The organism is Ruegeria sp. BG3 (genome assembly GCF_056538485.1).
This window is the reverse complement of record NZ_JBQFTE010000007.1, coordinates 67,981-92,274: the sequence shown is the minus strand read 5'-3', so window position 1 is coordinate 92,274 and position 24,294 is coordinate 67,981. Positions and strand designations below refer to the sequence as shown.

Genomic DNA, 24,294 nt, shown 5'->3' with positions numbered 1-24,294 from the left:
CGTTACGCGTCCCTAACGCCATCGAGATAGACCATCGGGTCGAAATCATCCGGCAGATCGTCCATCCATTCCTCAGCCTTGGCCAGTTCCTCGACCTCATAGGTCTCGGGCTTCCAGATCTGGAAGGTGTCGCCGGCGGCTATGAAGAAGGCCTCATTCTCAAGGTCGATCTTGTTGCGCAGCTTGGCCGGTAAAACCAGACGGCCGGTTTCATCTACATTGGTGGGAAAGGACTGACCATGGAACATACGCTGAAGCATCTTACGCTCCATCGAGCCTCGCGGCAGCGCGTCGATCTTGTCGTCGACCTCATCAATCGCCTGCATGGTATAGCATTCAAGGTATTTGCGGCGGTGGTCGCCATATACAATCACAAGCTCTGGATTGTCACCGGGTTGCCAATTGGGATCAGACGATTCAAGCACACGGCGAAACGAGGCCGGGATCGAGACCCTGCCCTTCGTGTCCACCTTATGGTGGCTTTCACCTCTAAACCTGCGCGCCAAGACGACTGTCCCTTTCGCTTGCGCCCCACTTGAATTTCACGTTCCCCCGGATGAAAAACGGCGAGTTGATCTGCTGCCACTGATCAACCCGCCGCATTGGCCCGCTGTGCGGGATGTCCAGCTGCACGCGCCACCTGGGGGGATGTCTGCTCGCCCGCGCGCCGGATCTCTTGAGTGATGAAAGCGAGATGCCTGTATGAAACCTGATTATTTTTGGTTGGGGTCGTTTGCTGCCCCTGCTGCCTCGTCCTCATCGGATGCATTAGGGATGACATGGGAATTCATGGAAATCAATAGGAATTTTTGGGCACGGTCTGATGTGAGCCATGAAAACAAGGGGAATTTTGAGCCAAATTCAGAACTCACACACCTCATATCGACATCCAAAGTCAATCAATAGCTATATATGGTGACCCCAAGAACCTCCCGCGATCACCCATGATTTCCCAAAAAAATTTCAAATTCTTGGAAATTTTGCCGACTGAGACCCATCAGCAACGCAAAAAACAAAGAATCATACAGAAGGAAACAGCGTGGAATGTGGCCGTTTTGATCTGCTCCCACGAATTCCCAAGCCAGGACCCAAGATCGCTTTCCCGTGATCGAGTTGAAACAAAGCGTCCATCAAACGCACAAACTTTCGCAGTTGCGCTCAAACTCCGGGCAAGTCGAATGATGAGACGGAATCTTTGCTCGACCAAGACTTAGCGCCCAAGGTCCCGCAAACCCCAAAAAATCATGGGTGATTTCAAACCGCGACTGACAAGGCTCTGATATCCATGCATTTGCTGCATAGCAGCATTGACGTTGCGGGCTATTGTGCAATCGCAGCATTCACTTATTTTCATCCTCAAGCAAACGCTGGCACCGGTCAGCAAGACAAGAATGAACGGAATAACAAGATGGCAATGGCAACAAACACACCGGCACTTAAAGGCACTCACTTTGGCGGTATTACCACCATGATCGAGGTCGCAAAGACACGTTTTGCCCGCTACCGCCTGTACCGCCAGACGGTAAGTGAGCTGTCCGCGCTGTCCAACCGCGAGCTAGCCGATCTCGGCCTGAGCCGCGCAATGATCCGCGGCCTGGCCCGTCAGGCGGCTGACGACTTCACAGCGCGTTAAGCGCAGAGGAACACACGAGATCAGACCCTTCCTCCTCCCTTTAGGGTCTGTAATCAGCGGCGACGTCTCTCCTCCTCCCTGACGTCGCCGCACCTAATACCGGCCTTGCGACGCCGGACCTAGACACACCGGGCTCTCCTCCTCCCTGCCCGGTGTTGAAAGCGCGCGGTGACGTCTTCCTCCTCCCTGACGTCGCCGCGTCTTCCTCATACCGGGCTCAAACCCGGGTTCAGATACATCGGGGCTCTCCTCCTCCCTGCCCCGATGTAGAAAAGAACGGCGGTTTCCCTTCCTCCTCCCTGGGAAACCGCCGTTTTTGCATTTTGGGCAAACGGAATAAGATCGGCGCAGTTACGTTTTTTCAGGAGTGCGTCATGGCCGCCTATTTCATCGCCCAAATTTCCATTCACGACACGGACGGGTATCAGAAGTATCTTGAAGGTTTCATGCCCATCTTTGACCGGCACGGCGGGCGCCTGCTGACCATTTCTTCAAAACCCGTCGAGATCGTCGAAGGCAGTTGGGCAGAAGAAGGTATCGTGCTGATGGAGTTCCCGGACATGGCCGCAGCCCGAGCGTGGAAAGACGACCCAGACTATATCGAGCTGGCCAAGATCAGACGCAAGACAGCGAAGGCCAATCTGGTGCTGGTCGAAGGTCTCTAGCGGTCAGAACGGAACGTCGTCTTTGGTCGTCAGGAAACGGGAAACGACCTTTTTCACGCCTGCTTTGTCGAAATCGACCTCGACCTTGTCGCCTTCGATGCCGGTAACCGCGCCGTAGCCAAATTTCTGGTGAAACACCCGCTCACCCAAGGTGAAACTGGCAATCGCAGTGGCGTCAATCACGGTATTCCGGCTTTCTTTCGGCTGGGACATCCCATACTGGCCCTGCCGTGCCTGCATCCGCTTCCAGCCCGGAGAGTTATAGACATTCGCCTCAGCCGCGCGTGTTTCGATTGTCGCGGCTGGTTGCCCGCCGCCAAACAGCCCCGGAGGCGTCAGAACCTCCACATGGTCCTCAGGCAATTCGTCGATGAACCGTGATGGCATAGCGTTTTGCCATTGCCCGAACACCCGCCGGTTCGCCGCGAAAGAAATCGTGCAGACCTCCTCAGCGCGGGTAATGCCCACATAGGCCAACCGCCGTTCTTCCTCGAGGCCCTTGAGGCCCGATTCGTCCATGGAGCGTTGCGAGGGGAACAAACCGTCCTCCCACCCCGGCAGGAACACGGCAGGAAACTCCAACCCCTTTGCCGCGTGCAGGGTCATGATCGAGACCTTCGCCCCGTCGCCCTCTTGTTCATTGTCCATCACCAGACTGACATGCTCCAAAAACCCTTGCAGGTTCTCGAAATTGTCCAGCTGATTCACCAGTTCCTTGAGGTTTTCCAACCGGCCCGGGGCCTCGGGCGTCTTGTCGTTTTGCCAATGCCCGGTATAGCCGGATTCGTCCAAGATGATCTGCGCCAGCTCGATATGCGTGTGTTCAGGCGCGCCGTAGCGAATAGGCGACACCCCGTCGTCAATGACCGAGTCGTCATCGACCTCGATCCGAGGCCCGCGCGTCAGCGCATTCCACCTCGCCAGCCCGTCGATCAATTCACGTAGCGCCTTACCGCCCTTACCCTTGATCAACTGGCTCTCAACTGCGATCCGTGCCCCTTCGACCAGAGACACCCCGTTTTGGCGCGCAACAACCTGAATCGTCTGCTGCGCCTTGTCACCAAGACCGCGTTTGGGAGTGTTCACGATCCGCTCGAACGCCAGATCGTCCTCAGGGCTGACCACCAGCCGGAAATAGGCCATGGCATCGCGAATCTCCATCCGCTCATAAAAACGAGGGCCGCCAATCACCTTGTAAGGCAGACCAATCGTCAGAAACCGATCCTCAAACGCGCGCATCTGGTGTGAGGCGCGAACCAGTATAGCGATCTGGTCGAGGTTCATCGGACGCACACCTCGCGTGCCGCCCTGCATCGCGTCGATCTCTTCCCCGATCCAGCGCGCCTCTTCCTCACCATCCCAATGGCCGATCAGCCGAACCTTTTCCCCGTCCTCGGCATCGGTCCAAAGCTCCTTGCCCAGACGGCCTTCATTGCCACGGATCACATTCGACGCAGCCGCCAGAATATGTGGGGTCGAGCGGTAGTTCTGTTCCAACCGCACTACGAAGGCGCCGGGAAAGTCCTTTTCGAACCGCAGGATGTTGCCTACCTCGGCACCGCGCCAACCATAGATCGACTGGTCGTCATCGCCCACGCAACAGATGTTCTTATGCCCTCCGGCCAGCAGACGCAGCCAGAGGTACTGGGCGACGTTGGTATCCTGATATTCATCCACAAGGATGTAGCGGAACCAGCGCTGGTATTGCTCCAGCACGTCCTGATGGGTTTGGAAAATCGTCACCATGTGTAGCAGCAGGTCACCGAAATCCACGGCATTCAACTCGCGCAGGCGGGTCTGATACTGGGCGTATAGCTCCACACCCTTGTTGTTATAAGCCCCGGCATCCGCAACCGGCACTTTGTCAGGCGTCAAAGCGCGGTTCTTCCAGTCGTCGATGATTCCGGCCAGCATCCGCGCAGGCCAGCGTTTGTCATCTATGTTGGCGACCCGCACAAGCTGCTTGAGCAAACGCAGCTGATCATCACTGTCCAAAATGGTGAAATTCGACTTCAGATCGACAAGCTCAGCGTGGCGACGCAGCAGCTTTACACAGATCGCGTGGAAGGTTCCCAACCATGGCATCCCTTCGGCGGGCTGACCAAGAAGACGGCCCACCCGCTCTTTCATCTCGCGCGCGGCCTTGTTGGTAAAGGTCACAGCTAGAATCTCGTTCGGACGCGCCTTGGCAGTGGTCAGAAGATGCGCAATCCGTGTGGTCAGAGCTTTGGTCTTACCTGTTCCCGCGCCCGCAAGCATTAGCACCGGACCGTCCAGTTGCTCAACCGCTTCGCGCTGCGCGGGATTGAGACCATCCAGATAGGGCATGGGCCGCGCGGCCATGGCCCGCGCTGATAGCGATGCGCCCTCGAAGGCGTCCATTTCGTCAAAACTGCTCATATTGGCAAACTACGCTGGGTGGGCCAAAAGGAAAAGGGTTTGTTCACGGCTTGTTCGCGAGAATTTTCCTTCGGGGTCATACAAATCTTAATCATTTTCACGCCCCCACATGCAACGAAGTTAACACTCTGTCAAAACCTCCCGTCGATGCTGCTCCGCACCTTGTGGGAGAACGCGGGTATGGAACAGACGGCAAAAGAACGCCTTATGGGCAAGCTAAAGGTCTTTGTCAGCACGGCAACGTTGGTCGCGCTGACAGCTTTGGCCGGTTGGGGGATATATACTCTGCCTGCCCCGCTTGTGGATCGGATGCTGGAATCGGATCTGCGCCATCACGCCCTACGCCTTGAAAAGAAAGTGGAAAGCCAGCTTTTTGACGTCAAGACCAGCTTTGAACGGCATATCCTAAGCCAACATGATGAGGCTTTTCTAAGCTTGCTGCCTGAAACCTCGGATATCTACCGCTTCAAACTGTTCGATTCCTCGGGTGAGGTTTTCTGGTCCACGCGGGACGGCGATATCGGCTCGGTGAATACCAAACCGTATTTCAAGGACGTGGTGGCCATGGGCAACCTGTTCTACAAGCATGAGGAAAAGCCCATCGCCGAGGTGGACGCGCTGAACGCCGACCAGTTGGAGAATCTGGACAGCAACACCCGCCACGTCGCCGAAATTTATACGCCTGTGATTCAAAGCGGAAAATTCCTCGGCGCGATTGAGTTCTATTCCGACATCACGGATGTGAGGAACCTGTTCATTGATCGGGTTCGAATGTCTCTTATCGCGATCAGTGCCGTGGTCCTGCTGGCCTTGTCGGCGGTGATCCTGATCGTGCATCGCAACAATCGCAGGCAGTTGGGCGTGCTGCACGTGCGCGCGCAGAAAGAACGAGAGTTGATGGATGACCAACTGCGCCTCGCGCGCGAGGTCCGACTGCTGGGCGAGTTGAATGAATGGCTGCAATCCAGCCGCTCGCTGGATGAGCTGTTCGACATGGTCTCACGTTTCATGACCCACATCCTACCCGAGGCTGAGGGCAGCGTTTACGTCTATTCCAACTCGCGCGATGTCCTGGACGGGTGCGCCAGCTGGAATGGCGGCACCCACAAGGCACATATCCACCCCGAGGGTTGTTGGGGCCTGCGCCGTGGGCGGACCTATGAATTTGGCGCCTCCGAGATTGATTTTGTCTGCGAGCATGCCGAACCCCATGACGGGCGGGCCTATTTCTGTTTTCCGATTCTCGCTCATGGCGAAACGGTCGGCCTGTTGCACCTGCGCGCACACGAGGGGAAGTGTGAGGCCTTTCACGCCAGCAAGAAACTGGCGCAGCTCTGCGCGGAACAGATCAGCATGGCGATTGCCAATGTGCGGATGCGTGATCAATTGCATGACCAATCAGTGCGCGATCCTCTGACAGGATTGTTCAACCGACGCCACATGACCGACAGCCTCCGCCGGGGAATCAGCCGCAGCCAGCAGACCGGAGCACCGCTCAGCCTAGTTGCAGTCGATGTGGACCATTTCAAGAAATTCAACGATACACATGGGCATGACGCGGGTGATATGGTTCTGCGCGCCGTGGGCGCCGCCTTGGAACAGGGGTGCGACCGCGATGAGATCGCCTGCCGCATCGGTGGCGAAGAATTCATGCTGATTCTCCCCGACAACACGCCTGATGATGCGGTGACACGGGCTGAAACTCTGCGCCAAGCGGTCGAGGCCGTCTCGGTCAGATATGGCGACAAATCCCTGCCGCGGATCACGATCTCGGTCGGGGTAGCGCATTACCCTGCACATGGGACGATGCCGCAAGACTTGATGCGAGCGGCCGATGATGCCCTCTATTCAGCCAAGGACAACGGTCGAAATCAGGTGGGCGTTGCAAATGGTCATGCCGACTCGGCGGCTGAACGTCCGGGGCCAAAATCGCTCAAACATAGGCCTGACGCGGCGTGATCCCCTTGCCGAATCGCAGTGTAGGTCGGATCAAACGCCATGGACCTGCACAGCACCTATCCCGGCATCGCCGACCTGAAACGCCGCGCCCGACGACGGCTTCCGCATTTTGTCTGGGAGTATACCGAAAGCGGAACAGGGACCGAAACGGCCATGCTCCGAAACCGAACAGCGCTGGATTCAGTGCGACTACTCCCCTCGATTCTAAAGGGTGAACTGGAATACGACACTAGCACGCGCTTCTTGGGGCGGGACTGCCCACTTCCTTTCGGAATCGCGCCGATCGGCATGTCGGGCCTGATCTGGCCGGACGCAGAAGGCATTTTGGCGCGTGCGGCTGCGCAGGCCTCTCTGCCCTACACACTGTCAACGGTGGCCAGCCAATCCCCGGAGGATCTGGCCCCTCATCTGGGTGAAAACGCCTGGTTCCAGCTTTACCCGCCTAGGGACCCAGAGATTCGAGCAGATTTTCTAGCCCGCGCCCGACAGGTAGGATTTAAAACGTTAGTCCTGACGGCAGATGTTCCTGTCGCGTCCCGAAGAGAGCGTCAGACACGCTCAGGGCTGACCCATCCGCCAAGGCTGACGCCGAGATTGCTGGCCCAAGTCGCGCAGCGCCCGGCTTGGGCGTTTGGGATGCTGCGACAGGGCATGCCCAAAATGCGCACGTTGGACAAATATATCGACAACACAAAATCGATGCCGCTCACGGCCCATGTCGGGTACTTGCTGCGGACGTCACCGGACATGGAATACGTCAAACGATTGCGCGATCAGTGGGACGGGCCTTTCGTGATCAAGGGGATCATGCGCCCCGACGATGCCGAAATGCTTGAACAAGCCGGGGTGGATGCGCTTTGGGTCTCAAACCACGGAGGGCGTCAATTTGACGGTGCCCCCGCCAGCATCGAAGTTCTGCCCGAGATTCGCAGTGCCACCAGCCTGCCTCTGATCTTCGACAGCGGTATCGAAGGCGGGTTGGACATCCTTCGCGCTTTGTCCAAAGGGGCCGATTTCGTCATGCTTGGACGTGCCTTTTTGTATGGGCTGGCAGCACTTGGCCCCAAAGGACCGGCTCACGTGATTGACCTGTTAAGGCAGGATATGCTCGCAAATATGGGACAGATGGGCCTTGCCGACCTGACCCAAATCAAGACGATTCATCACGAAGATTGATGCTGCGGCGCAGCAACGCTACAAGAAACGCGCGAACAATGGCCGTTTGCGAGCGTTAACATGCCGGTTATACCCAGAACCACTGATACACCTGCGCGTATTCTCCGCCTATGAACACGGCCGAAACACCAAGACCGGGACCCAAAATGACCGATTTCAAGAAGATCCTGATCGCCAATCGCGGCGAGATTGCCATTCGCGTGATGCGCGCAGCCAACGAGATGGGTAAACGCACCGTTGCGGTCTTTGCCGAAGAAGACAAGTTAGGCCTGCACCGCTTCAAGGCGGACGAAGCCTACCGAATTGGCGAAGGTCTTGGCCCTGTCGCGGCATATCTGTCGATTGACGAGATCATCCGCGTTGCCAAGGAATCGGGTGCGGACGCGATCCATCCCGGCTACGGCCTGTTGTCCGAGAACCCGGACTTCGTGGATGCCTGTGTTCAGAACGGCATCACCTTCATCGGCCCTAGGGCCGAAACCATGCGCGCCCTGGGCGACAAGGCCAGTGCCCGAAAGGTTGCCATTGCCGCTGACGTGCCGGTTATCCCCGCCACCGAAGTTCTGGGCGATGACATGGCCGCGATCAAGAAAGAGGCGGCCGAGATTGGCTACCCATTGATGCTGAAGGCCAGCTGGGGCGGCGGTGGACGCGGCATGCGCCCGATTCTGTCCGAGGATGAGCTGGAAGAGAAAGTTCTGGAAGGCCGCCGCGAAGCCGAGGCCGCATTTGGCAACGGCGAAGGCTATCTGGAAAAGATGATCACCCGTGCCCGTCACGTCGAAGTTCAGATCCTCGGCGATAAGCACGGTGAGATCTACCACCTGTATGAACGTGACTGCTCGGTCCAACGCCGGAACCAGAAGGTCGTTGAACGCGCCCCTGCCCCGTATCTGACCGAAGAACAACGCGCCGAGATTTGTGAACTGGGCCGCCGTATCTGCGCCCATGTGAACTATGAATGCGCGGGCACCGTCGAGTTCCTGATGGATATGAACACCGGCAAGTTCTACTTCATCGAAGTGAACCCTCGCGTTCAGGTGGAACACACCGTCACCGAAGAGGTTACCGGCATCGACATCGTGCAGGCTCAGATCCTGATCGCTGAAGGTAAGACGCTGGCCGAGGCCACTGGCAAAGCCAATCAGGATGAGATCCGCCTGAACGGCCACGCGCTGCAGACCCGTGTGACCACCGAAGACCCGCTGAACAACTTCATCCCGGACTATGGCCGCATCACCGCCTATCGCTCGGCCACAGGCATGGGCATCCGTCTGGACGGCGGCACCGCTTATGCGGGCGGCGTAATCACGCGCTACTATGACTCGCTGCTGACGAAGGTCACCGCTTGGGCACCGACGCCCGAAAAGGCGATTGCCCGGATGGACCGCGCCCTGCGTGAATTCCGCGTGCGCGGCGTCTCTACCAACATCGCTTTCGTGGAAAACTTGCTGAAGCACCCGACCTTCCTGTCGAATGAATACACCACCAAGTTCATCGACGAGACGCCAGACCTGTTCGCCTTTAAAAAGCGCCGCGACCGGGGCACCAAGGTTCTGACCTATATCGCGGATATCACCGTCAACGGCCATCCCGAAACTAAGGATCGCCCCGAGCCGCGTGCCGATCTGAAAGAAGCCAAGGCTCCTGCCCAGAAAGCCGAACCCCAGATGGGGACCCGCAACCTGCTGGAGCAAAAGGGCCCGCAGGCCGTGGCCGACTGGATGAAGGCCCAGCGTCAGCTGCTGATCACCGACACCACCATGCGGGATGGTCACCAGTCGCTGCTGGCGACACGGATGCGCTCGATCGACATGATCAAGGTCGCGCCCAGCTATGCCGCGAACCTGCCGCAGCTGTTCTCGGTGGAATGCTGGGGTGGCGCGACGTTCGACGTCGCTTACCGGTTCCTGCAGGAATGCCCGTGGCAGCGCCTGCGTGACCTGCGCGAGGGGATGCCGAACCTGATGACGCAGATGCTGCTTCGCGGCGCTAACGGTGTTGGCTATACCAACTACCCAGACAATGTGGTGCGGGAGTTCGTGCGTCAGGCCTCGCAAGGGATCGATGTGTTCCGCGTGTTCGACTCGCTCAACTGGGTTGAAAACATGCGCGTGGCGATGGATGCGGCCGTTGAAAGCGGCAAGATCTGTGAAGGCACTGTTTGCTATACTGGCGATATTCTGGACCCGGATCGCTCGAAATACGATCTGAAATACTATGTCGGCATGGCGAAAGAGCTGCGCGATGCAGGGGCGCATATTCTTGGCCTGAAAGATATGGCAGGTCTGTTGAAACCAGCCTCGGCCAAGATTCTGATCCGCGCGCTGAAGGAAGAGGTCGGCCTGCCGATCCACTTCCACACGCATGACACCGCAGGCATCGCCAGCGCCACCATTCTGGCGGCGTCCGAGGCGGGCGTCGACGCGGTAGATTGCGCGATGGACAGCTTCTCGGGCAACACGTCTCAGGCGACGCTGGGCACCGTGGTCGAAGCGCTGCGCCATACCGAGCGGGATACCGGTCTGGACATCAAGTCGATCCGTGAGATCAGCGATTACTTCGAGGCTGTGCGTGGCCAGTACGCGGCCTTTGAATCCAGCCTGCAGGCCCCAGCCTCTGAGGTGTATCTGCACGAGATGCCCGGCGGCCAGTTTACTAACCTCAAGGCGCAAGCGCGTTCTCTGGGGCTGGAAGAGCGCTGGCACGAGGTCGCGCAGACCTATGCTGACGTGAACCAGATGTTCGGTGACATCGTGAAGGTGACGCCGTCCTCCAAGGTTGTCGGTGACATGGCGCTTATGATGGTCAGCCAGGGCCTGACACGTGAGGAAGTGGAAAGCCCTACAACCGATGTGGCCTTCCCCGACTCGGTCGTGGATATGATGCGCGGCAACCTGGGCCAGCCTCCCGGTGGTTTCCCGCCTGCAATCCTTCAGAAGGTCCTCAAGGATGAGGCCCCCAATACCGAGCGTCCGGGCAAGAACGTACCCGCCGTGGATCTCGAGGCCACCCGCGCCGACTTGTCCAAGCAGCTGGACGGCAAAGAGGTCGATGACGAGGATCTGAACGGCTACCTGATGTATCCGAAAGTGTTCCTCGACTATATGGGCCGTCACCGCACCTATGGACCGGTGCGTACACTGCCGACCCGCACCTTCTTCTACGGCATGGAGCCAGGCGAAGAGATCACGGCCGAGATTGATCCGGGCAAGACGCTGGAAATCCGTTGTCAGGCCATTGGTGAAACCGACGAGAAAGGCGAGGTCAAAGTGTTCTTCGAACTCAACGGCCAGCCCCGTGTCATTCGAGTGCCCAACCGCCTTGTAACGGCCACCACACAGGCCCGCCCGAAGGCCGAGGTCGGCAATGCCAACCATATCGGCGCGCCGATGCCAGGTGTTGTGGCGACCGTTGCTGTCACCGCAGGCCAAGAAGTCAAGGAAGGCGATCTGCTGCTGACCATTGAGGCGATGAAGATGGAAACCGGCATCCACGCCGAACGCGACGCGGTGGTTTCTGCCATCCATGTCCAGCCCGGCGGCCAAATTGACGCAAAGGACCTGCTGGTCGAACTGGAATAACCAGTTTAGTTTTCAAAAGCACAAGGGCCGCTCGGGGAACCGGGCGGCCTTTTTCATACTCAGGAGGAACACGATGCTGTCCATCACCCCAATCTACGCCTCTTTGTTGGCGATCCTTTACATTGTGCTGAGCTTCATGGTCATCAGCCAGCGGCGCAGTGACAAGGTCTCCTATGGCGATGGTGGCAAGCCGGACATGCTCAAGGTGATCCGGACGCATTCCAACTTCATCGAATACACGCCCTTTGCCCTGCTGCTGATCACCATGGTCGAGCTTCAGGGTGCCGGGGCGCTGATGCTGAACCTCTTGGGGCTCTGTCTGCTAAGCGGCCGCCTATTACACGCATACGGCTTTGGCCGCAGCCCGCAGATCGTGATTCTGCGTCAGATCGGGATGGTCCTGACCTTCACAGCTATCCTCGTTGCGGCAATTGCGAACCTCGTATTGGCGCTTTGAGCCAAGCATCCGTTTTTTGGCGAAAGCCTATATTTTTCGACCCGATGCGATCAAGCTACGACGGAAGGATGCCAACGGTTCCATTGGCTGCCCCCAGTTAAAATCGGAGTGTATGAACAACGTTGCAAACTGAGTAAATTAGCGGGTTGCGGGCCAAAAAATTTTGCCATATACGCCTGCTCATCCAGTTGGCCGTTGCCCCGTGAACATGGCTAAAATGTTCAAGGTCGCGTCTTAACTTTTAATACTTAGCCTTTTGTGGCTTGATCTGAATGAGAAAAAGATCCGGCTCTGCACCAAGGGACCAAGTTAAAAAAGTGCCCCTATAGCTCAGCTGGTAGAGCAACTGATTTGTAATCAGTAGGTCCGCGGTTCGAGTCCGTGTGGGGGCACCACTTTCAAGCAAAAACAATATGTTGTTCCTGCATGAATGGTTGATTTGGGCCAATCTTGTGGAACGAGAGTCAAGTACGCTATTCATGACTGCAAAGGCTGGCAGGTTTGAAAATTTTGCGCGCTTTGTGAACAACATCACTGAACGCAAAATCGAAAGTCGCCACAGTCAACACTGTAACGAGTTAGCGTTCATGGTGTGTTTCGAACGCGAGATCGGTTTCTCCTCCCTGAGATAGGGGCGCGCTTTGTTTCCAGCGCGCCCCGTCTTTTTTGGCAAGATGTCACGCTTACCGACCCAACTCTGGCTTGCGTAGAAGCCGCGCGGTACGACTTTGTCAAACGCCCTCACTGTCCTACAATTTGGATGTGAACAAACGAAGCGAGCGGCCATGCTGGAAGACAAGCGCAAAGATCTTGATTCGGAGAAGCAAAAACAACTCCTACGGAAGTTGGTTGAAGATCTGAGTAAACAGCAGATCGACCTTTATTATCAGCCAACAAGCGAAATCGCCGCGTTTCTTGAGAAACAGATCGAAAGCGGTGAGTCTCTTCTGGCTGAAGACAGGGCGCTTCTGCGTCGGTTGAGCCGCCGCGATATCGAAGTGCTTCTCAGTCTACGCTGATAGATTTGCCATAATTTTTTGCTAGATAAAGTGGTGGGCGACCCTGGAATCGAACCAGGCGTGCGTCTCCGCGAGGGAGTTACAGTCCCCTGCCACACCTTGCGGCCTGTCGCCCACTGTCAGGCGTTGCACCTGACGTGGAGGCGTGATTACTAGCGCACCAAAGGAGCGTCAACAGGAAAATACCGCTTTGACGCAGGAAAACGAACGCCCGGCCCGGAGGCCAATAAAATGAAGAAACCCAAGTGGGTCGTGGAAAAGGAACAGGCGCGCAAAGCAGCCGCTTCGGAAACGGTTTGGCTGTTTGGTCTGCACGCTGTGCGCGATGCGCTGATGAACCCGAAACGGCAAAAATTGCGCCTGATTGTGACCCGAAATGCCCGTGACAAGCTGGCAGAAGCCATTGATTTTGCGGGCACCGAGGCCGAGATGGTCGATCCACGGAAGTTCAACGCTCCGATTGATCAGGGATCAGTCCATCAGGGTGCCGCCCTTGAGGTGAAGCCGCTGGAATGGGGCGGGTTGGCCGAAAACTGTATCGGGCGCGAACACCCACGTGTGATTTTGCTGGATCGGGTGACAGACCCGCACAATGTCGGGGCGATTCTGCGCTCGGCCGAGGTACTGGGCGCCAGCGCTGTGATCGGGACTCGGCACCATTCCGCGCCTGAAACCGGGGCACTGGCCAAAACCGCAAGCGGTGCTTTGGAGCGTCAGCCCTATCTGCGGGTCCGCAATCTGGCCGACGCGATTGTTGAGTTGCAGGGCATGGGCTTTCTGGTGCTGGGTCTCGATGGCGAGGCCGAGGATACGATCGAGGCCGCCATAGGGGATCACCGTAATCGTCCGGTGGCGCTGGTGCTGGGTGCAGAAGGCCCCGGATTGCGGCAAAAGACCAAGGAAACCGTGGACAAACTGGTGAAAATTGACGCAGCCGGTGGTTTCGGATCTTTGAACGTCTCAAATGCGGCGGCGATTGCCCTATATGCCTCACGGTACACAGGATAGGAGCGCGTCATTTCTGGCCCATCGAAAATCGCCACCTGCTGTTATTGCGGGACCCGAGCGGCGCTTGTCCTGAAGGGAAAGCAGCGGCATGAGCTGAGCTGCTCCAGTTGCGGCGCGCCCTTGCATGACCTCAAGATGTTGCCCAAGCGCAAGGTGACCGAAAGCGCGCCCAGAAAACATGCGGTATCCCATACCGCCCCGCCGAAATCCAAGCGCAAGAAAAAGAAGAAAACACTGTTTTCGCGCGTGATGGATGAGGCCTGGGATGTGATCGAGGATATCTTTGACTGATCCTCGCTCTTCGGGGTGTTCACAACCGCGTCATCTGGGGTGTCTTGCAGCGCAAAACGTTGCAGATTGAGACGCTGAGTCCATGATTCCGTTATACCTATGCCAATCCGCCACGCTCTCATTGGCGCGCTGAGCGCCACTCTTCTCGCTTCTGCCGCTTTTGCGCAGCCCATGCCCGTGTATTTCGCGCCCGAGGGGGCTGCGATGGCGGGATATGATCCAGTGTCTTATTTTCAGGGCGACATACCCGTGCAGGGCCGCCCCGAGATTTCAGTGACGTGGAAGGGAGCCGAATGGCATTTCGCGTCCCTCGAAAACCGCGCGCTGTTTGAGTCGAATCCGCGCGCCTTTGCCCCTCAATTCGGGGGGTATTGTTCCTACGCGATGGCACAGGGCATCCTCAAGGGAACCGATCCGGGGGCCTGGCAGGTGGTAGATGGGCGCCTATACTTGACGTTTTCGCCTGAAATTGAGCGGAAATGGCGTGAGGATCAGTTGGAATACATCCATCAGGCCGAAGGGAACTGGCCTGAGATTCTGTATCGAGAATAGGCTACTTTCCGCCATTTGTGAAAAGTCATCACAAAAATGCGCGCCCCCTCTTTTTTTTAACCAAAACATGCCTAAATGTCACAGTGACCGCGGAACGGAACTGCCGCGGGTCATTTCACTGTCCCTCGTTCCAACAACTGGCGCCCAAGGTTTCTTGGGCGCTTTTTTCTTTTTCAGCCGTCGCATAGGGTAGCGGCATGGTTGACTATTCTGATGAGTTCCTGAGATCCATTCTGAAGCGCACCAAGACCGTTGCCGTGGTCGGGGTGTCCATGAACGAGGTGCGGCCGAGTTTCTACGTCGCCCGCTATCTGTCGCTGAAAGGTTTTACCGTGATCCCGGTCAATCCCGGCCATGCGGGAAAGCAGTTGTTCGGCCAAACCGTACGCGCCAGCCTGTCAGACATCACGGAAGATGTTGATATGGTGGATATCTTCCGGCGCTCTGAGGCTGTGCCTCCGATCGTGGATGAGGCGCTGGAGGTATTCCCATCCCTGCGCACCATCTGGATGCAAATCGGTGTTGAACACGCAGAGGCCGCCGCCAAAGCTGAGGCGCGCGGCGTGGATGTGGTGATGAATCGATGCCCCAAGATCGAATATCAGCGCCTGTTCGGAGAACTGCGCATGGGCGGCTTCAGCACCGGCATCATTTCTTCCAAGCTATAGCGTCACTGCGCCGGGTAGGGTTTGAGGCGGGCCACCTGCTCTTGCCTGCGCTTTTCCAGGACAACCTCGCGCGGGACCCAGTCATATCTTGTGTCTTCCTGCAGCGGAGACCAGAAAAGAACCCCGCCATAACGCCACGGGTCCAAAACCACGCCATCATAGAGCGACTCGCCGCGCGCGCTGATAATGGCTGTGCTGTGGTCGATTCGCAGCGGATTGTCGGCATTGGCGATGGCGCGATGCATGTCCAGCGTTTGGAAGTTCTCTTGCTTCAACCGCCGCTCGATATCTTCGGCCCAGTGCCAGCATAACCCACGCGGGCGCAGGCCCTTGTTGACCTTGGCATTGTGGATCAACGGAGGATCGGTGATCTCGTATTCCTGCACCAGCTGCGCGGTGTAAGAATACGCAATGCGGGCGGCCCGGTTGGCCTCAGCCGGATCAATATCGGGGCCGAGGCTTTGGATTTCCGAAGCAAGACGCTGAACTTCATCCCCGGTGGACGGCGGCGGGGCCGCACAGGCGCCCAAAGTCACGAGGGCCAGAACGCAGGCCAAAGCTCTGATCATTGTGATGTCCCTCGCCCGATAGACCGTGAAACATGATCATAGAACCGCTTCGGCGCGGACGGAAGACTGAGCTTAACTTTTTGGGCGAGCGGCCTTTTCGGCGATACCGCTAAGGCCCTGACGCCGCGCCAACTCCGCCAGCACATCGTCCAGCGCAACGTCGCGCGAGGCCAGCATGACCAGAAGGTGATACAGCACGTCGGCGGCCTCGGCCGTCAGCCCGACTTTGTCATTCTTGACGGCTTCGATGATGGCCTCAACGGCCTCCTCGCCGAATTTCTCTGCGCATTTTTCAGGGCCCTTGGCCAGCAGCTTTGCCGTCCAGCTGCTTTCTGGGTCCGCCCCTTTGCGCGCCTCGATTGTGGCGGCCAGATCGTGCAAGATGCTCATGTCAGCCTCATCGGGATACCGGCGGCGGCCATGTGTTCCTTGGCCTCGCGGATGGTGTATTCGCCAAAATGGAAGATCGAGGCGGCCAGTACGGCGCTCGCTCCACCTTTTGTGACGCCTTCGACCAGATGGTCCAGATTGCCAACCCCACCCGATGCGATCACAGGCACATCCACCGCATCGCTAATTGCGCGGGTCAGCGGCAGGTTGAACCCTGACTTGGTTCCGTCCCGATCCATCGAGGTCAGCAGGATTTCTCCGGCACCTTTAGCAACTACTGTTTTCGCGAACTCGACCGCGTCTATGCCAGTGGGCTTGCGGCCGCCATGGGTGAAAATCTCCCATTTGCCGGGGCTGACGGTTTTGGCGTCGATGGCGCAGACGATGCATTGGCTGCCGAACTGGTCTGCCGCCTCGGCAATGACATCCGGGTTGGCGACAGCGGCCGAATTGAAGCTGACCTTGTCCGCCCCCGCCAGAAGCAAGGCACGCACGTCATCCTTGGTACGCACGCCGCCACCCACGGTCAGAGGAACAAAGCACTGCTCGGCCGTGCGCTGAACTACATCGAACATGGTACCGCGGTTCTCATGCGTTGCATGAATGTCCAGAAAACAGATCTCATCTGCGCCAGCGGAGTCATAGGCCTTGGCCGATTCCACCGGGTCGCCTGCGTCGCGCAGACCCACGAAATTCACACCTTTGACCACACGGCCATCGGCGACATCCAAACAGGGAATGATACGGGTTTTCAGCATGCGCTTTCCTTTGTTGCCCGCACCCTTACCGGCAAAGCCCCGCCGATGCCAGACTTGTGATTGTCACCCTTCTCAAACCTGTGAAAACTGTCCCCAAATTCATCAGGAGATCAATAAGATGCGAAACCTTATTCTGACCACCACTTTCCTTTTTACAGGAGCAGTTGCCGCAATGGCTGACGATATCATCAAAGTAGAAACCGCAAAATCTGTGCCCGAGGCGCTGGACGCACTCGAAGCCGCTGTGGGCAACGCAGGCGCAACGGTCTTCGCGCGCATCGACCACGCAGCCGGTGCCGAAAAAGTCGGCACGCCGATTCCGCCCAATCAGGTGCTGATCTTCGGTAACCCAGCCCTCGGGACACCCGCGATGCAGATCGACCCGCGTGCAGGCCTGTTCCTGCCGCTAAAAGTGCAGGCCTATGAGGATGCGAACGGGCAGGTCTGGCTGGCCTATGAAGACCCAAAAGAGACGATGGATGAACTTGACGAGGTCGAAAACTCGCCCGTGATCGAGAAAATGCGCGGTGCGTTGAAGAAACTGACCTCGGCTGCCGCGCAGTAGGACATTTAGTTCAAGGCGCGAATGGCCTCGGCCAGGTCAATCGCGCCATCATACAGCGCCCTTCCCGAGATCGCGCCGTTCAGCTCAACTCCGCAATCGCGCAGGGCGATGAGATCGCTCAATGAGCTGACGCCACCCGAGGCAATGACCGGAATGGAGACGGCTTGGGCCAGTGCGGCTGTGGCTTCGATATTCGGGCCCTGCATTGCGCCGTCGCGGTTGATGTCGGTATAGATGATCGCCGCAACGCCAGCATCTTCGAAACTGCGGGCCAGATCGGTGACCTGCACGTCAGTTTCCTCGGCCCAGCCCTTGGTGGCAACCATGCCGTTTCGGGCGTCGATACCCACTGCGACCTTACCGGGGAAGGCTTTTGCGGCCTCACGCACCAGATTGGGGTTTTCGACAGCAACGGTGCCAAGAATGACCCGCGCCAAACCCTTTTCGATCCAAGTCTCGATGGTGGCCATGTCCCGGATACCGCCGCCCAACTGGGCGGGCACGTCGCAGGCCTTCAGGATCGCCTCGACCGGAGCGGCGTTGACCGGCTCGCCCGCGAAGGCACCGTTCAAGTCGACAAGGTGCAGCCATTCGCACCCTGCATCAACAAAGGCACGGGCCTGCGCGGCCGGGTCCTCGTTGAAAACGGTGGCTTTGTCCATTTCTCCGCGCAGCAGGCGAACAGCGTTGCCGTCTTTCAGGTCGATGGCGGGATACAGGATCATGTCGGGCGGCCTTATCTGAATGTTACACGGGCGGCGTATCGCACAAGCGGGTTAGCGACGCAAAGTCAATCTTGCCCGAAGCCCGACACCGGGCCAGAGTGAACCCAAATCAGGGAGGTTATCATGAAGAAACTTGCACTTTCGATTGCTTTTGCATCGCTGGCCACAGGCGCGATGGCGGCAGATCCGGCGGATGGGCTGTGGAAAACACAACCCGGCGACACAGGTGGGTACCTGCACGTGTCGATCAGCGAATGCGGCAGCGCAATTTGCGGCACCATCGACAGCGCCTTTGATGGCAACGGCGATCAGATTCTGGACTATGAAAACCTGGGCAAACAGATCATCTGGGATATGGTCGCAGAAGGCAGTGGCAGCTATGACAACGGCAAGATCTGGGCCCCGGATCGCGACAAGACCTACAACTCGAAGATGACATTGGACAGCCAGAACCAGCTGACGGTCAAAGGCTGTGTCGCAGGCGGATTGGTCTGCCGGGGGCAGACCTGGACCCGCATTCAGTAACGCCCTAGGGCGCCCAAGTCAGGAAGTTGCCGATCATGCGCAGGCCAACATCTTGGCTTTTCTCGGGGTGGAATTGCATCCCAAGCATCGTGTCACGGCCAATCACGGCCGTGACATCCTGCCCATAATCCACATAAGCCAGCCGCTGGGCCGGGTCCGCGACGCGGAAATGGTAGGAGTGGACGAAATAGACGTGATCGCCGGACTTTACCCCGTTAAACACCGGGTGATCACTATCCAAAACCAGATCGTTCCAGCCCATATGCGGCACCTTGAGCGAGGCGTCTGAAGGCTCGATCCGCAGCACGTCCCCCGCGACCCAACCCAAACCATCGGTTTCGGTATATTCATGGCCTTTCGAGGCCATCAACTGCATCCCAACGCAGATACCAAGGAAAGGGCGGCCTTTCTGTTCAACCGCCTCAACCATCGCGTCATAGATGCCTTTGTGGCCACGCAGCTCGGCGGCGCAGGCCGGAAAAGCTCCGTCCCCGGGTAGCACCAGCCGGTCCGCGCGCGCAACGACATCCGCGTCCGAGGTTACAACGACCTCACCCGCGTCCAGCTCTTTCGCCATGCGCTGAAAGGCTTTCTCAGCCGAGTGCAGGTTGCCGCTCTCGTAGTCGATGATCGCGGTGAGCATTTGAGTCCTTTCTGTGCGCAACTTGTCCGAAAACCGGTGCCCACTTTTCGGGTTACGCCTACAACGCGCCCTTCGTTGACGGAATCGCATCCGCCTTGCGCGGGTCGGTTTCGACCGCATCCCGCAATGCGCGGGCAACGGCCTTGAAGGCAGCCTCTGCGATGTGGTGGCTGTTGAAACCGTGCAGTTGATCAATGTGCAGCGTGATGCCGCCATGGGTGCTGAGCGCCTGAAAGAACTCGCGCACCAGCTCAGTGTCGAAGGTGCCGATCTTCTGGGTCGGCAGGTCCACGTTCCAGATCAGGAACGGGCGCGCGGACAGGTCCAGCGCACAACGCACCTGCGCGTCGTCCATGGGCAAGTGACACTCGCCGTAGCGGCGGATGCCTTTCTTGTCGCCCAATGCCTGCGTCAGAGCCTGACCTAGCGCGATGCCGGTGTCTTCGACCGTGTGGTGGTCGTCGATGTGATAGTCGCCCTTGGCGCGGATCGTCATGTCGATCAGCGAATGACGCGCCAACTGATCCAGCATATGGTCAAAGAAGCCAACGCCGGTCTGGTTGTCATACTGGCCGGTGCCATCCAGATTGACCTCGACCGAGATCTCGGTCTCGGCGGTCTGACGGCTGATCTTTGCGCTGCGCATGGGCGAATTCCTTTTGCTTCGAGGGAGCTTATAGACGGGGTTGGGCGGGTTGATCCAGAGGCCGCAGCGCAATCGCTTCAAACTGTTGCAGGGGATTGCACACAGGTCCGGGCCATGCCAGCCTGCCGGAAACTCAAGTCAAAAGGCCCGGCACATGTCCACCTGCGTTTTCATCCAAATCCGCTGCAAACCCGGCACCACCTACAAGGTCGCCGAAGAGATCGCCCTGCGCGAGATTCACTCGGAACTTTATTCCACAAGCGGCGAATACGACCTGCTGCTAAAGCTCTATATCCCCGAAACCGAGGATGTGGGCCATTTCATCAACGAACACCTGCTGGTGATTCCAAACATCGAACGATCCTTGACCACGATGACGTTCAAAGCGTTTTGATCTGAACCTGCACTCTTGAAGCGGCAGAATCGGCCCGGTAGCGAAAGACATCCGGGCCACAGCAAAACACAGACGCTTAGGCACCGTGTTCAAATCCAAATCGACCAGTTGGGAAGGTTTGTATCTGGAGCGGGCGAGGCGATTCGAACGCCCGACCCTAACCTTGGCAAGGTTATGCTCTACCCCTGAGCTACGCCCGCATCAGATACATATGTTGGTCCGCAGACCTTAACTCAATGGAGCGGGCGAGGCGATTCGAACGCCCGACCCTAACCTTGGCAAGGTTATGCTCTACCCCTGAGCTACGCCCGCACCTTTGAGTGAGGAGGGATGTATAAATTCCCGCGCGAGCCTGCAAGCGGAAAAAGACAAAAACCTGCAAAAATCTTTCGACGGAAATTCGGAGCTGATGCGTTGAATGGGTAATGAGGCTTACAAGGCGAAGGGACGCGTGATGAAATCAAGGGCTTTGGTAGAAATGAAGACGGCACTGTTGGCGGCGCTGATTGTTTTCGCGGTATTGCTCTGCCCGCCCGAGGATGATCCGTTGGCCGAGGCCCCCTCCCCTATTTACGAGCGGCAGGTTTTGACTGGATAGGTCATCTTGCCGGGATTTGCCAAAAGGGTGCCGCACTAGGCGCAGCCGTATTTCAAGCCAGCCTCTGCGGACAGGTGGCACGCCTCGATTTATTTGCGATGACTCCAGCAGCCAACAAACCGCTTGTCAGTTACGGCATTTACCGATGAAGGCGCAGGCTGTAACACCGGAGCAAGGAGCCCGGCAAGAACAGGACGAAGATGCAGGTTGTTATCCACGCAGGCGTGGCCTTTACCGACGATGACCGGTTGATCGAAACCCTAATGGCGAACACCGCGGTTCTAAGCCAACAGCGGGTCATCCCTTTGGACCTCGCGCAGGGGCGGCAGTTCGTGAAAGTCGCCTCGGATTCCATGACGACCGGAGTGCCTCTGCCAGATGTCCTGATGGGCTTGAATGAGGTTCTTCCCGACCGCAACACCTGCGATCGCGTTGTCCTGTCGAGCGACAAGGTTTTTGGCCCCAGACGCGCCGCGATTCTGCACGGGCAGTTCTATCCAAATGCGGCCGAGCGGATTGCGTTCCTGGACCGTGTTCTAGAGGCGGATCAAATCGAGCTGTGTTTCGCGCTGGTCAACCCGGCGAGCTTCATCTCGAAATTGCTGATGTCACTGCCCGCAGAGCGGCGGAAAGCCGTTCTGGGGAACACAGACCTGAGCAACCTGAACTGGCTGACCATGGTCCACGACCTGCGAGAAAGAGCTCCGAACGTTCAGATCACGCTCTGGGCGAATGAGGACACTCCGCTTGTCTGGGGCGATATCCTCAGAACGCTTGCCAGACTACCCGACAAGGCGGCCCTGCAACATGAATACGCGTTCCTTGCTTCTGTGCTGACGGACGCGGGCCGTGCAGAGCTGACGCAACTGTTGGAACAAATAGCGTGGCAGGATCGGGACATGCTGCGGGATAGTCTGACCCATCTGTTTGATGAACATGCCGACCCGGCGCAGATCGAAGAAGAGCTTGAGATTTCGGGTTGGAATTCCGATGTGGTCAGCGCGTTTTCCGAGATCTACGAACAGGATCTCGCGGCACTACGCGCCATGCCGGGCGTAAGGGTACTGCAGCCCTGACACGGGCTGCATTGCATTACATACCCAGCGCTTCCTTATACATTTCGAGAACCGCCTCTTCTTCGGCTATATCATCCTTGTCACGCTTGCGCAGAGCGACCAGTTTGCGCATGACCTTGGTGTCGTAACCGCGCGCTTTCGCTTCGGCCATGACCTCTTTCTGCTGCTCGGCCAGATCTTTCTTTTCGGCATCCAGACGCTCGATCCGTTCGATGAACTGGCGCAGCTCGCCTGCTGTCACGCGATAGTTGGCGGCGGCCTGATCTTCGGTCATGTCTTCCATGTAAGTCTCTCCCAGAGGCTGAATTGCGATGCTGAGACATCGGGCATGGTGCCGGATACATCGCCGATGCCCGGGTCGCAAGCACCCAATCCCATGGGCGGGCTTGTCGGCAGGGCGCTGATCCGCTAAGCGCAAAAACACGGCACCAGCAGAGGCAGGCAACCATGTTCGAAATCATCACCTGGGGCGGCGCCGCCCTGTCAGTGGCCGGTCTTGTCGGTCTGGTCTGGTGTATTCTGCGCGTCATGAAGGCCCGCAAAGCAGGCCTTTCAGATGACGAATTACGCGCTGTTGTTCAGGGTGTTCTGCCCTGGAACTTGGGGGCGTTGTTTCTGTCGGTCATGGGACTGATGCTGGTCATCCTTGGCATATCGCTGGGATAACCCAACCGATCAGATCGGCAAATTGTCAAACCGCGCTTCCATCGCGTCCTCGCACAGGGCCGCATCCAGTCGGCGCATGCGCGACGGAACATGCATCCCCTGCTGACGCATGCGATCTACGATCTTGCTGAAACTGGGCTGCAGCGCCAATCGGGTATCCAGACACGCGTTCTGAAGTTTTTGCTCTAGCTCTTGCGCTTCGAAATAGAGGTTATCTGTCGTCATTGTGATCCTCCCAATTGTCAGTATCCCCGATATAGGTAACGCGGATACGACACGAAGATGCTACCGGAAACGATGGCGGTTTATTGCCCGCTAAAATAGCCTGTTCGGCAAATCTGCGCGTCTGGGTTAAAGTTTAGGCAAATTTCATATGTCGTGCCTTGACGGACATCAAAAGCCGAACTGACTCTTGTATCACATTCTGTTTTTCCTATATGTCTTCTAAGTGGAGGAAACCATGAAGCCAAAAGTGAAAGCGTTCTTTGACGACCAGACCTTTACGGTCTCGTACGTCGTCCACGAAGACAGCAGCCGCGCTTGTGCGATTATCGATAGCGTTTTGGATTTCGATCATGCCTCGGGCCGGACGGGGACAAGCTCTGCCGACCAGATCATCGCTTATGTACACGCCAAAGACCTCAAGACCGAGTGGATTTTGGAAAGCCATGTGCATGCAGACCACCTCTCGGCTGCGCCATATCTGCAGCAGGAACTGGGCGGCAAAATCGGGATCGGACATCACATCGTCGAGGTGCAGGAAACCTTTGGCAAAATCTTCAACGAAGGGACCGAGTTCCAGCGCGATGGCAGCCAGTTTGATGCCCTCTTCCGCGAGGGCGACAGTTTCCACATCGGACAGATGCGAGGCGATGTGCTGCACACACCCGGTCATACGCCGGCCTGCCTCACCTATGTGATCGGCGATGCCGCTTTTGTCGGCGACACCTTGTTCATGCCCGACTTCGGCACCGCACGATGCGATTTCCCAGGCGGCTCGTCCGAGACCCTTTTTGCTTCAATACAGAAAATCCTGTCTCTGCCCGATGAGACCCGCATTTTTGTAGGGCACGACTACAAGGCTCCGGGCCGGGATGAGTATGCGTGGGAGACGACGGTGGGCGAGCAAAAAGCGCTGAACATCCATATCGGGCAAGGTCGCTGCATCGAAGAGTTTGTGGAAATGCGGGATGCGCGCGACGCGACACTCTCCAAACCCCGGCTGATTCTGCCGTCGCTTCAGGTCAATATGCGCGCGGGCCAGATGCCCCCGGCCGACGAACAGGGCGATGTTTTCCTGAAGTTGCCGATCAACAAGCTGTGACCC

The 24,294-nt window shown here is 57.6% G+C and carries 27 protein-coding genes and 4 tRNA genes; 18 read left to right on the top strand and 13 right to left on the bottom strand.

The features are described 5' to 3' along the window. Window positions 1-2 precede the first annotated feature (2 nt). Window positions 3-506 carry a division/cell wall cluster transcriptional repressor MraZ gene (mraZ, locus tag ACR0AI_RS12360; RefSeq protein ID WP_480701338.1) on the bottom strand — a complete coding sequence of 168 codons (504 nt, stop codon included), beginning with the start codon at window positions 504-506 and terminating at the stop codon, window positions 3-5. 779 nt (window positions 507-1,285) lie between these two features. Between mraZ and ACR0AI_RS12355 the strand changes: the two genes are divergently transcribed. Next, the gene (locus ACR0AI_RS12355; RefSeq protein WP_480537961.1) at window positions 1,286-1,633 is read left to right on the top strand and encodes a DUF1127 domain-containing protein; all 348 of its coding nucleotides are present in this window, start codon (window positions 1,286-1,288) and stop codon (window positions 1,631-1,633) included. Window positions 1,634-2,007: 374 nt separating this feature from the next. Continuing rightward, complete coding sequence (locus ACR0AI_RS12350) at window positions 2,008-2,298, top strand: DUF1330 domain-containing protein (RefSeq protein ID WP_170637194.1); 291 nt, start codon at window positions 2,008-2,010, stop codon at window positions 2,296-2,298. Between the two features lie 3 nt (window positions 2,299-2,301). On the opposite strand, the gene ACR0AI_RS12345 is transcribed toward ACR0AI_RS12350, so the two are convergent. Further along, the gene (locus ACR0AI_RS12345) at window positions 2,302-4,698 is read right to left on the bottom strand and encodes an ATP-dependent helicase (protein WP_480674529.1); all 2,397 of its coding nucleotides are present in this window, start codon (window positions 4,696-4,698) and stop codon (window positions 2,302-2,304) included. A 180-nt stretch (window positions 4,699-4,878) separates the two neighbouring features. On the opposite strand from ACR0AI_RS12345, the gene ACR0AI_RS12340 reads away from it, so the two are divergent. From ACR0AI_RS12340 to ACR0AI_RS12315, 6 genes are all read left to right on the top strand, one after another. After that, window positions 4,879-6,657: a sensor domain-containing diguanylate cyclase gene (locus ACR0AI_RS12340; protein ID WP_480674531.1), complete on the top strand. Its 1,779-nt coding sequence runs from the start codon at window positions 4,879-4,881 to the stop codon at window positions 6,655-6,657. Window positions 6,658-6,696: 39 nt separating this feature from the next. Further along, the gene (locus tag ACR0AI_RS12335; RefSeq protein WP_480674533.1) at window positions 6,697-7,833 is read left to right on the top strand and encodes an alpha-hydroxy acid oxidase; all 1,137 of its coding nucleotides are present in this window, start codon (window positions 6,697-6,699) and stop codon (window positions 7,831-7,833) included. A gap of 146 nt (window positions 7,834-7,979) precedes the next feature. Further along, window positions 7,980-11,417 (top strand): pyruvate carboxylase, encoded by a 3,438-nt coding sequence (locus ACR0AI_RS12330; RefSeq protein ID WP_480674536.1) that lies wholly within the window; start codon window positions 7,980-7,982, stop codon window positions 11,415-11,417. Between the two features lie 73 nt (window positions 11,418-11,490). Further along, window positions 11,491-11,874, top strand: a complete 384-nt coding sequence (locus ACR0AI_RS12325; RefSeq protein ID WP_480674538.1) for an MAPEG family protein — start codon at window positions 11,491-11,493, stop codon at window positions 11,872-11,874. A 319-nt stretch (window positions 11,875-12,193) separates the two neighbouring features. Beyond that, window positions 12,194-12,269 (top strand) — tRNA-Thr (locus ACR0AI_RS12320). Window positions 12,270-12,659: 390 nt separating this feature from the next. After that, the gene (locus ACR0AI_RS12315) at window positions 12,660-12,893 is read left to right on the top strand and encodes a hypothetical protein (RefSeq protein ID WP_480674540.1); all 234 of its coding nucleotides are present in this window, start codon (window positions 12,660-12,662) and stop codon (window positions 12,891-12,893) included. 31 nt (window positions 12,894-12,924) lie between these two features. On the opposite strand, the gene ACR0AI_RS12310 is transcribed toward ACR0AI_RS12315, so the two are convergent. Beyond that, window positions 12,925-13,008: transfer RNA gene (locus tag ACR0AI_RS12310), tRNA-Tyr, on the bottom strand. 116 nt (window positions 13,009-13,124) lie between these two features. Here ACR0AI_RS12310 and rlmB point away from each other — a divergent pair. The 4 genes from rlmB (at window position 13,125) to ACR0AI_RS12290 (ending at window position 15,412) form a co-directional block, all read left to right on the top strand. After that, window positions 13,125-13,901 carry a 23S rRNA (guanosine(2251)-2'-O)-methyltransferase RlmB gene (gene rlmB / locus ACR0AI_RS12305; protein ID WP_480674542.1) on the top strand — a complete coding sequence of 259 codons (777 nt, stop codon included), beginning with the start codon at window positions 13,125-13,127 and terminating at the stop codon, window positions 13,899-13,901. A gap of 9 nt (window positions 13,902-13,910) precedes the next feature. After that, the gene (locus ACR0AI_RS12300) at window positions 13,911-14,192 is read left to right on the top strand and encodes a hypothetical protein (protein ID WP_170480654.1); all 282 of its coding nucleotides are present in this window, start codon (window positions 13,911-13,913) and stop codon (window positions 14,190-14,192) included. Between the two features lie 99 nt (window positions 14,193-14,291). After that, the gene (locus ACR0AI_RS12295) at window positions 14,292-14,744 is read left to right on the top strand and encodes a YHS domain-containing (seleno)protein (protein WP_480701336.1); all 453 of its coding nucleotides are present in this window, start codon (window positions 14,292-14,294) and stop codon (window positions 14,742-14,744) included. Window positions 14,745-14,941: 197 nt separating this feature from the next. Next, entirely contained in the window at window positions 14,942-15,412 is a 471-nt protein-coding gene (locus tag ACR0AI_RS12290; RefSeq protein WP_480674544.1) for a CoA-binding protein, read from the top strand. Window positions 15,413-15,414: 2 nt separating this feature from the next. Here ACR0AI_RS12290 and ACR0AI_RS12285 read toward each other — a convergent pair whose 3' ends face one another. From ACR0AI_RS12285 to hisF, 3 genes are all read right to left on the bottom strand, one after another. Then, the gene (locus ACR0AI_RS12285; RefSeq protein WP_170468060.1) at window positions 15,415-15,981 is read right to left on the bottom strand and encodes a hypothetical protein; all 567 of its coding nucleotides are present in this window, start codon (window positions 15,979-15,981) and stop codon (window positions 15,415-15,417) included. Window positions 15,982-16,053: 72 nt separating this feature from the next. Further along, window positions 16,054-16,371, bottom strand: coding sequence for a phosphoribosyl-ATP diphosphatase (locus ACR0AI_RS12280; RefSeq protein ID WP_480674546.1), 318 nt, complete (start codon window positions 16,369-16,371; stop codon window positions 16,054-16,056). After that, window positions 16,368-17,129, bottom strand: a complete 762-nt coding sequence (hisF, locus tag ACR0AI_RS12275) for an imidazole glycerol phosphate synthase subunit HisF (RefSeq protein WP_480674548.1) — start codon at window positions 17,127-17,129, stop codon at window positions 16,368-16,370. Before hisF ends, ACR0AI_RS12280 begins: the two co-directional genes overlap by 4 nt. Window positions 17,130-17,247: 118 nt before the next feature. Between hisF and ACR0AI_RS12270 the strand changes: the two genes are divergently transcribed. Beyond that, window positions 17,248-17,694 (top strand): DUF302 domain-containing protein, encoded by a 447-nt coding sequence (locus tag ACR0AI_RS12270; RefSeq protein WP_480674550.1) that lies wholly within the window; start codon window positions 17,248-17,250, stop codon window positions 17,692-17,694. Window positions 17,695-17,699: 5 nt separating this feature from the next. Here the strand turns inward: ACR0AI_RS12270 and hisA are convergent, their stop codons facing one another. Further along, a complete protein-coding gene (gene hisA / locus ACR0AI_RS12265; protein WP_480674552.1) occupies window positions 17,700-18,419 on the bottom strand; it encodes a 1-(5-phosphoribosyl)-5-[(5-phosphoribosylamino)methylideneamino]imidazole-4-carboxamide isomerase in 720 nt (239 codons plus the stop codon). 123 nt (window positions 18,420-18,542) lie between these two features. On the opposite strand from hisA, the gene ACR0AI_RS12260 reads away from it, so the two are divergent. Further along, window positions 18,543-18,944, top strand: coding sequence for a DUF2147 domain-containing protein (locus tag ACR0AI_RS12260; RefSeq protein ID WP_170374923.1), 402 nt, complete (start codon window positions 18,543-18,545; stop codon window positions 18,942-18,944). 4 nt (window positions 18,945-18,948) lie between these two features. On the opposite strand, the gene hisH is transcribed toward ACR0AI_RS12260, so the two are convergent. Together hisH and hisB are read right to left on the bottom strand one after the other, a co-directional pair. Then, a complete protein-coding gene (gene hisH, locus ACR0AI_RS12255) occupies window positions 18,949-19,587 on the bottom strand; it encodes an imidazole glycerol phosphate synthase subunit HisH (protein ID WP_480674554.1) in 639 nt (212 codons plus the stop codon). A gap of 58 nt (window positions 19,588-19,645) precedes the next feature. Then, the gene (gene hisB / locus ACR0AI_RS12250; protein ID WP_170374919.1) at window positions 19,646-20,233 is read right to left on the bottom strand and encodes an imidazoleglycerol-phosphate dehydratase HisB; all 588 of its coding nucleotides are present in this window, start codon (window positions 20,231-20,233) and stop codon (window positions 19,646-19,648) included. Between the two features lie 154 nt (window positions 20,234-20,387). On the opposite strand from hisB, the gene ACR0AI_RS12245 reads away from it, so the two are divergent. Beyond that, on the top strand, window positions 20,388-20,627 hold the full coding sequence (locus ACR0AI_RS12245) for an Lrp/AsnC family transcriptional regulator (RefSeq protein ID WP_050602861.1): 240 nt from the start codon (window positions 20,388-20,390) through the stop codon (window positions 20,625-20,627). Window positions 20,628-20,752: 125 nt separating this feature from the next. Here the strand turns inward: ACR0AI_RS12245 and ACR0AI_RS12240 are convergent. Next, window positions 20,753-20,827, bottom strand: a tRNA-Gly gene (locus tag ACR0AI_RS12240). Window positions 20,828-20,864: 37 nt separating this feature from the next. Continuing rightward, a tRNA-Gly gene (locus ACR0AI_RS12235) sits at window positions 20,865-20,939 on the bottom strand. A 486-nt stretch (window positions 20,940-21,425) separates the two neighbouring features. Between ACR0AI_RS12235 and ACR0AI_RS12230 the strand changes: the two genes are divergently transcribed. Beyond that, complete coding sequence (locus ACR0AI_RS12230; protein ID WP_480674556.1) at window positions 21,426-22,301, top strand: hypothetical protein; 876 nt, start codon at window positions 21,426-21,428, stop codon at window positions 22,299-22,301. Window positions 22,302-22,317: 16 nt separating this feature from the next. Here the strand turns inward: ACR0AI_RS12230 and ACR0AI_RS12225 are convergent, their stop codons facing one another. After that, window positions 22,318-22,584 carry a DUF2312 domain-containing protein gene (locus ACR0AI_RS12225; protein ID WP_170374913.1) on the bottom strand — a complete coding sequence of 89 codons (267 nt, stop codon included), beginning with the start codon at window positions 22,582-22,584 and terminating at the stop codon, window positions 22,318-22,320. 164 nt (window positions 22,585-22,748) lie between these two features. On the opposite strand from ACR0AI_RS12225, the gene ACR0AI_RS12220 reads away from it, so the two are divergent. After that, the gene (locus ACR0AI_RS12220) at window positions 22,749-22,967 is read left to right on the top strand and encodes a hypothetical protein (RefSeq protein WP_170374911.1); all 219 of its coding nucleotides are present in this window, start codon (window positions 22,749-22,751) and stop codon (window positions 22,965-22,967) included. A 9-nt stretch (window positions 22,968-22,976) separates the two neighbouring features. Here the strand turns inward: ACR0AI_RS12220 and ACR0AI_RS12215 are convergent, their stop codons facing one another. After that, window positions 22,977-23,192 carry a hypothetical protein gene (locus tag ACR0AI_RS12215; protein ID WP_170468079.1) on the bottom strand — a complete coding sequence of 72 codons (216 nt, stop codon included), beginning with the start codon at window positions 23,190-23,192 and terminating at the stop codon, window positions 22,977-22,979. A gap of 235 nt (window positions 23,193-23,427) precedes the next feature. On the opposite strand from ACR0AI_RS12215, the gene ACR0AI_RS12210 reads away from it, so the two are divergent. Next, window positions 23,428-24,291, top strand: coding sequence for an MBL fold metallo-hydrolase (locus ACR0AI_RS12210; protein WP_480674559.1), 864 nt, complete (start codon window positions 23,428-23,430; stop codon window positions 24,289-24,291). Window positions 24,292-24,294: the final 3 nt, after the last annotated feature.

Bases quoted from the DNA above. Each gene is read 5' to 3' on its own strand.
- rlmB (WP_480674542.1), top strand. From the start codon at position 13,125: ATGAAGAAACCCAAGTGGGTCGTGGAAAAGGAACAGGCGCGCAAAGCA.
- ACR0AI_RS12270 (WP_480674550.1), top strand. From the start codon at position 17,248: ATGCGAAACCTTATTCTGACCACCACTTTCCTTTTTACAGGAGCAGTT.
- ACR0AI_RS12280 (WP_480674546.1), bottom strand. From the start codon at position 16,371: ATGAGCATCTTGCACGATCTGGCCGCCACAATCGAGGCGCGCAAAGGG.
- ACR0AI_RS12285 (WP_170468060.1), bottom strand. From the start codon at position 15,981: ATGATCAGAGCTTTGGCCTGCGTTCTGGCCCTCGTGACTTTGGGCGCC.
- ACR0AI_RS12230 (WP_480674556.1), top strand. From the start codon at position 21,426: ATGCAGGTTGTTATCCACGCAGGCGTGGCCTTTACCGACGATGACCGG.
- hisH (WP_480674554.1), bottom strand. From the start codon at position 19,587: ATGCTCACCGCGATCATCGACTACGAGAGCGGCAACCTGCACTCGGCT.
- ACR0AI_RS12340 (WP_480674531.1), top strand. From the start codon at position 4,879: ATGGAACAGACGGCAAAAGAACGCCTTATGGGCAAGCTAAAGGTCTTT.
- ACR0AI_RS12295 (WP_480701336.1), top strand. From the start codon at position 14,292: ATGCCAATCCGCCACGCTCTCATTGGCGCGCTGAGCGCCACTCTTCTC.
- ACR0AI_RS12220 (WP_170374911.1), top strand. From the start codon at position 22,749: ATGTTCGAAATCATCACCTGGGGCGGCGCCGCCCTGTCAGTGGCCGGT.
- ACR0AI_RS12355 (WP_480537961.1), top strand. From the start codon at position 1,286: ATGCATTTGCTGCATAGCAGCATTGACGTTGCGGGCTATTGTGCAATC.
- ACR0AI_RS12330 (WP_480674536.1), top strand. From the start codon at position 7,980: ATGACCGATTTCAAGAAGATCCTGATCGCCAATCGCGGCGAGATTGCC.
- ACR0AI_RS12325 (WP_480674538.1), top strand. From the start codon at position 11,491: ATGCTGTCCATCACCCCAATCTACGCCTCTTTGTTGGCGATCCTTTAC.
- ACR0AI_RS12215 (WP_170468079.1), bottom strand. From the start codon at position 23,192: ATGACGACAGATAACCTCTATTTCGAAGCGCAAGAGCTAGAGCAAAAA.
- ACR0AI_RS12315 (WP_480674540.1), top strand. From the start codon at position 12,660: ATGCTGGAAGACAAGCGCAAAGATCTTGATTCGGAGAAGCAAAAACAA.
- ACR0AI_RS12210 (WP_480674559.1), top strand. From the start codon at position 23,428: ATGAAGCCAAAAGTGAAAGCGTTCTTTGACGACCAGACCTTTACGGTC.
- hisA (WP_480674552.1), bottom strand. From the start codon at position 18,419: ATGATCCTGTATCCCGCCATCGACCTGAAAGACGGCAACGCTGTTCGC.
- ACR0AI_RS12350 (WP_170637194.1), top strand. From the start codon at position 2,008: ATGGCCGCCTATTTCATCGCCCAAATTTCCATTCACGACACGGACGGG.
- ACR0AI_RS12335 (WP_480674533.1), top strand. From the start codon at position 6,697: ATGGACCTGCACAGCACCTATCCCGGCATCGCCGACCTGAAACGCCGC.
- hisF (WP_480674548.1), bottom strand. From the start codon at position 17,129: ATGCTGAAAACCCGTATCATTCCCTGTTTGGATGTCGCCGATGGCCGT.
- ACR0AI_RS12290 (WP_480674544.1), top strand. From the start codon at position 14,942: ATGGTTGACTATTCTGATGAGTTCCTGAGATCCATTCTGAAGCGCACC.
- hisB (WP_170374919.1), bottom strand. From the start codon at position 20,233: ATGCGCAGCGCAAAGATCAGCCGTCAGACCGCCGAGACCGAGATCTCG.
- ACR0AI_RS12225 (WP_170374913.1), bottom strand. From the start codon at position 22,584: ATGGAAGACATGACCGAAGATCAGGCCGCCGCCAACTATCGCGTGACA.
- ACR0AI_RS12345 (WP_480674529.1), bottom strand. From the start codon at position 4,698: ATGAGCAGTTTTGACGAAATGGACGCCTTCGAGGGCGCATCGCTATCA.
- ACR0AI_RS12245 (WP_050602861.1), top strand. From the start codon at position 20,388: ATGTCCACCTGCGTTTTCATCCAAATCCGCTGCAAACCCGGCACCACC.
- ACR0AI_RS12260 (WP_170374923.1), top strand. From the start codon at position 18,543: ATGAAGAAACTTGCACTTTCGATTGCTTTTGCATCGCTGGCCACAGGC.